Here is a 4372-nt window from a genome sequence, read left to right as displayed (position 1 = left end):
CGCCCGGGGCGCGGAGGGGGGAAAAAGTTCAGCCCCCGCTACCGCTTCCCGGGTGGGAAGGGCGCGGGGGCCGAAGGGACGAAACAGCAGCGGCGCTTCAGAAGCCGACGCCGGCGCTGCCACCCAGGAAGAAGTCGTTGGCGTAGCCGCGGCGCAGGCCCATGGCCTCGATGCGGAAGGTGAGGTGCAGGTTGCGCGACAGGGCGGGCCGGCCGCGGAGGCCCAGGCCGTACTGGACGACGGGCTTGAGGCCGTTCACCTTCGTCTCCTCCTCGCCCACGGTGATTCCGGTGTTCTGGTACGCGAGTCCACCACCGGCCTGAAGGAACAGACCGAAGGGCGAGTCGCCGAATTGGAACAGCCAGGCGGGCGCGAGCGTGAAGTAGTGAAGCCGCGTGTCCCCCTTGATGAATTCCGTGCCGTCACTGAGGCTGCCGTAGAGCCAGCGCAGGTCCGCGAAGAGGCCCTCGCGCAGGGTGGCGTTCTCGGTGAAGAACGTGCGGCCGAACTCCCAGGTGGCGCGCACGCCCAGGCCGGGCTTGTTGTCGGAGAAGTCGCCGCGGGCGCTGTCGATCAACAGCAGGCCGCCGACCAGCTCCACCGCGACGCCCAGGTTGGGGTCGTCCAGGCGGGACATGCCGCGGAAGCCGTCGTCATTGGTGGCCTCGGCGGCCTCGCGGAACTCGTCCGTTTCGTCCACCAGCCTGCGGCGGCGCTCGTAGGCTTCGTCGTCGTCCTTCTGGGCCTTCTGCTGGGCGCGGGCGGCCTCTTCCTCGGGGTAGGCGTAGGGGTCGTCGTCATCCGCGCTCTGGGCGAACGCGACGGGGGTGAAGAGCAGGCTGCCGGCGAGGCAGGCCTTGAGCCAGGTGTTCAAGGGAGCGGGCCTCACTAGAAGATGTTGGGGCAGGTGGTGCCACCCGCGGCGCTGGCCGGGCAGAGGCTGGGGCCGATGAGCCACTCGCGCGGGATCCGCAGGTGGTCCATGAACTCGTTGCAGACGGCCTTGCGCAGCTCCAGGTCGGAGATGTGCGAGATGATGGCGGCGGCGGGGACGGCCAGCGAGAACAGGGTCTGATCCCCGATCACCTGCTGGGTGTACTGGTAGATGCCCGGCTTCTCGGGGTCCGTGTCGTAGTACGCGGAGACGATGTCGCGCTGCAGCTGGGCCTCCTGGCCGGTGGAGCGGCCCGCCTGGTAGAGCGCGGTCGCGATCAGCGTGCCCACCTGGTACTCGGCGCCGTCGCTGGAGAAGGTGCCCACGTCCTGCTGCTGCAAGCGGTTCCACAGGAGCGCGCTCATGCAGCGGTCGGCGCGGGACAGGTCGCGCGCGTCCGTCACCCCGGCGTAGGGGCCGCCGTCGAAGGAGGTGGCCATGAAGCGCGGGTCACACCCGCTGACGCTGCGGCAGGTGGCGCCGTAGGCGTGGTAGTCCGCCAGGCCCTCGTCGAAGGACTTGAGCACGTTGGCGCCCTGGCTGGGGCTCTCCGAGGACCAGTTGGACAGCGACACGGGCAGGTTCTGACCGGCGTACGCCAGCCGGTTGAACACCAGGTGCGAATACTCGTGCGCCATCACCGCCGCGTTGAGGGGCAGCGGCGCGCGCTGGATCTTATCGAACGGCAGCACCATGAAGGCCTGGAGCACCGGATAGAAGATGGCGTTGTCGCGCGCCGGCTCCTTGCTCACCTGCATCTGGATGAAGTCCGGGAAGTAGTAGAGCGTCGGCGCGGGCTCGAAGGACACGCCCTTCACGTTGGCGACGGTGCGGAAGTACTCGTTGGCGCGCTCGAGGTTGTAATACGAGGTCACCATGTTCCAGGAGTGGAAGTCCGCGGGCCAGAGGACGTCCTCGCCCGTCTTCGCGTCCTTCTGGGTGATGTAGCTGGCCTTCACGTCGTAGCCGGTGTTCTTGAGCAGCACTTCCGCGACGGTGTCCGCCGTGGCGTTCTGGAGCGCGGGGTCGTTCGCGTCGATGACGATGCGCGCACCGCCCTGGAGGTCGCCGACGGAGCCCTTCAGGCCGACGACGTCCTCGATGGTGGTGAGTTCGACCTGCGTGGGGACGTACTGGCCGTTGCTGGAGCGGGACAGGACGGAGACCTTGACCGGGGCCTCGCTGTCCGGCGCGCAGCCCGCGGCCAGGGTCAGCCCGACGGCGACGGTGGTGACTGTTCGGAGCATGACGCCCGTTTTACTCCGGACCGCTCGGAACGTGTATTCCCCCTCGATTCCCTCTCCGAACGGGACCGGGCGGGCGGGCAAACGTGAGGGGGTGTTCGGGCCTTGGATTCCTTGACGCGTCGTTTCCTCGATCCGCTATGGTGCCCGGCCTTCCCTTCCCGAACCAAACGCAGGCGGTCTCCATGGCGGTCCCGTTCATTTCCGAGGTCAAGCGTACCCACACGTGCGGTCAGCTCACGGCCGCGAACGTTGGCGAAGAAGTGGTCCTCTTCGGCTGGGTGCACAACCGGCGCGACCACGGCGGCGCGGTGTTCATCGACCTGCGGGACCGCGAAGGGCTCACCCAGGTGGTGTTCGAGCCGGACAGCAAGGAGGCCCATGAGCTGGCCGGCCACCTGCGCCTGGAGTACTGCGTGGGCATCAAGGGCAAGGTGCTGTCGCGCGGCAAGAACGTGAACCCGAAGATGAAGACGGGGGAGATCGAGGTGAAGGCCTCGGACCTGACCATCTTCAACCGCTCGGAGCCCACGCCGTTCCTCATCGAGGACAACGTGGAGACGTCCGAGGAGAAGCGCCTGGCGCACCGCTACCTGGACCTGCGCCGCGGGCCGCTCCAGCGGACGCTGATGACGCGCTCGAAGATGAACACGCTCGCGCGCTCGTACATGGCGGGCAACGGCTTCCTGGAGCTGGAGACGCCCTTCATGGGCAAGTACACGCCGGGCGGCGCGCGCAACTTCCTGGTCCCCAGCCGCCTGAACCCGGGCAAGTTCTACGCGCTGGCGGAGAGCCCGCAGCTGTACAAGCAGCTGTTCATGGTCGCGGGCTTCGACCGGTACTTCCAGATCGTGAAGTGCTTCCGCGACGAGGACCTGCGCCTGGACCGGCAGCCGGAGTTCACGCAGATCGACGTGGAGATGAGCTTCGTCACCCAGGACGACATCTTCACCATCATCGAGGGCCTGCTGAAGAAGCTGTGGGGCGAGGTGCTGGGCATCGACATCCCGACGCCCTTCATGCGCATGGACTTCTACGAGTCCATGGCGAAGTACGGCAACGACAAGCCGGACCTGCGCTTCGGGCTGGAGCACGTGGTGCTCACGGACGTCATCCGCGAGCACGGCGCGGCCGGTGGCGTGCCCATGATGTGGGATGCGGTGCAGGACAAGGGCATCGTCAAGGCGATGGTCGTCCCGGCGGAGAAGGCGCTGTCCCGCGCGGAGAGCGACAAGCTGGAGGACTTCGCGAAGCAGGCGGGCGCCAAGGGCCTGGCGCGCGCGAAGGTGGGCGAGGGCGGTGAGTGGACCCAGTCCCCGCTGTCCAAGACGATTACGCCGGCGCTGCGGCAGGCCATCAACCAGGCCGTGAACGCGAAGACGGGCGACCTCATCCTGTTCCAGTTCGGCCGCGAGTCGCTGGTGCACACGGTGATGGCGAACCTGCGCGTGCACGTGGCGAAGAAGCTGGGGCTCATCCCCGAGTACGGCAGCGGCGGCCAGTGGAAGTTCCTCTGGGTGGTGAACCCGCCCCTCTTCGAGTTCGACGAGGAGACGAACACCTGGGCCGCGGCGCACCACGCCTTCACCCGTCCGCATGACGAGGACGTGCAGTACCTGGGGACCGACCCGGGCCGCGTGAAGTGCCACCGCTACGACGTGGTGCTCAACGGCTTCGAGATTGGCGGCGGCTCCATCCGCCTGCATGACCCGAAGGTGCAGAGCGAGGTGTTCAAGGCGCTGGGCATCCAGGAGGAGGAGGCGCGCGTGAAGTTCGGCTTCCTGCTGGACGCGCTCAAGTTCGGCGCGCCCCCGCACGGTGGCATCGCGCTGGGCATGGACCGCCTGGTGATGCTGCTGACCGGCGCGGAGTCCCTGCGCGACGTGATTCCGTTCCCCAAGACGAAGACGGGCACGGACACGATGACGGGCGCTCCCGGCGACGTGGACGAGAAGCAGCTGCGCGAGCTGCACGTGCGCTCGGTGCCGCTGCCGCAGAAGTAGTCCGTCACGTCCCGCCGGGAGGAGGACACTCCCGGCGCGCCGCTTTCGTTGCTCGCCGCACCCCGGGCCCTGCGAAAGGCCTGGGGGAGTGGCTGGAAGCCGACGGACGGCCCTCCGGAACGGCTGGACACCCCGGTGACCGTGGCCATTGGGGACCCGTGGCGTGCGAGGGGGCGGGTGCGATGCGGGGA

At 68.1% G+C, this 4372-nt stretch carries 3 protein-coding genes; 1 reads left to right on the top strand and 2 read right to left on the bottom strand.

The window, feature by feature from the left end; genetic code table 11:
* Nucleotides 1-97: 97 nt before the first annotated feature.
* A complete protein-coding gene (locus tag D7V80_RS40300; RefSeq protein ID WP_120593067.1) occupies nt 98-874 on the bottom strand; it encodes a hypothetical protein in 777 nt (258 codons plus the stop codon).
* A gap of 14 nt (nt 875-888) precedes the next feature.
* Nucleotides 889-2181, bottom strand: a complete 1293-nt coding sequence (locus tag D7V80_RS40295; RefSeq protein WP_120593066.1) for a hypothetical protein — start codon at nt 2179-2181, stop codon at nt 889-891.
* Nucleotides 2182-2363: 182 nt separating this feature from the next.
* Between D7V80_RS40295 and aspS the strand changes: the two genes are divergently transcribed.
* Nucleotides 2364-4181: an aspartate--tRNA ligase gene (gene aspS / locus D7V80_RS40290; RefSeq protein WP_120593068.1), complete on the top strand. Its 1818-nt coding sequence runs from the start codon at nt 2364-2366 to the stop codon at nt 4179-4181.
* Nucleotides 4182-4372: the final 191 nt, after the last annotated feature.

This window comes from Corallococcus sp. CA054B (assembly GCF_003611625.1).
In the GTDB taxonomy this organism is placed as follows: Bacteria; Myxococcota; Myxococcia; order Myxococcales; family Myxococcaceae; genus Corallococcus; species Corallococcus coralloides.
Note: the sequence above shows the minus strand (reverse complement) of the source record. Positions and strands in the feature narration are given on the sequence as shown.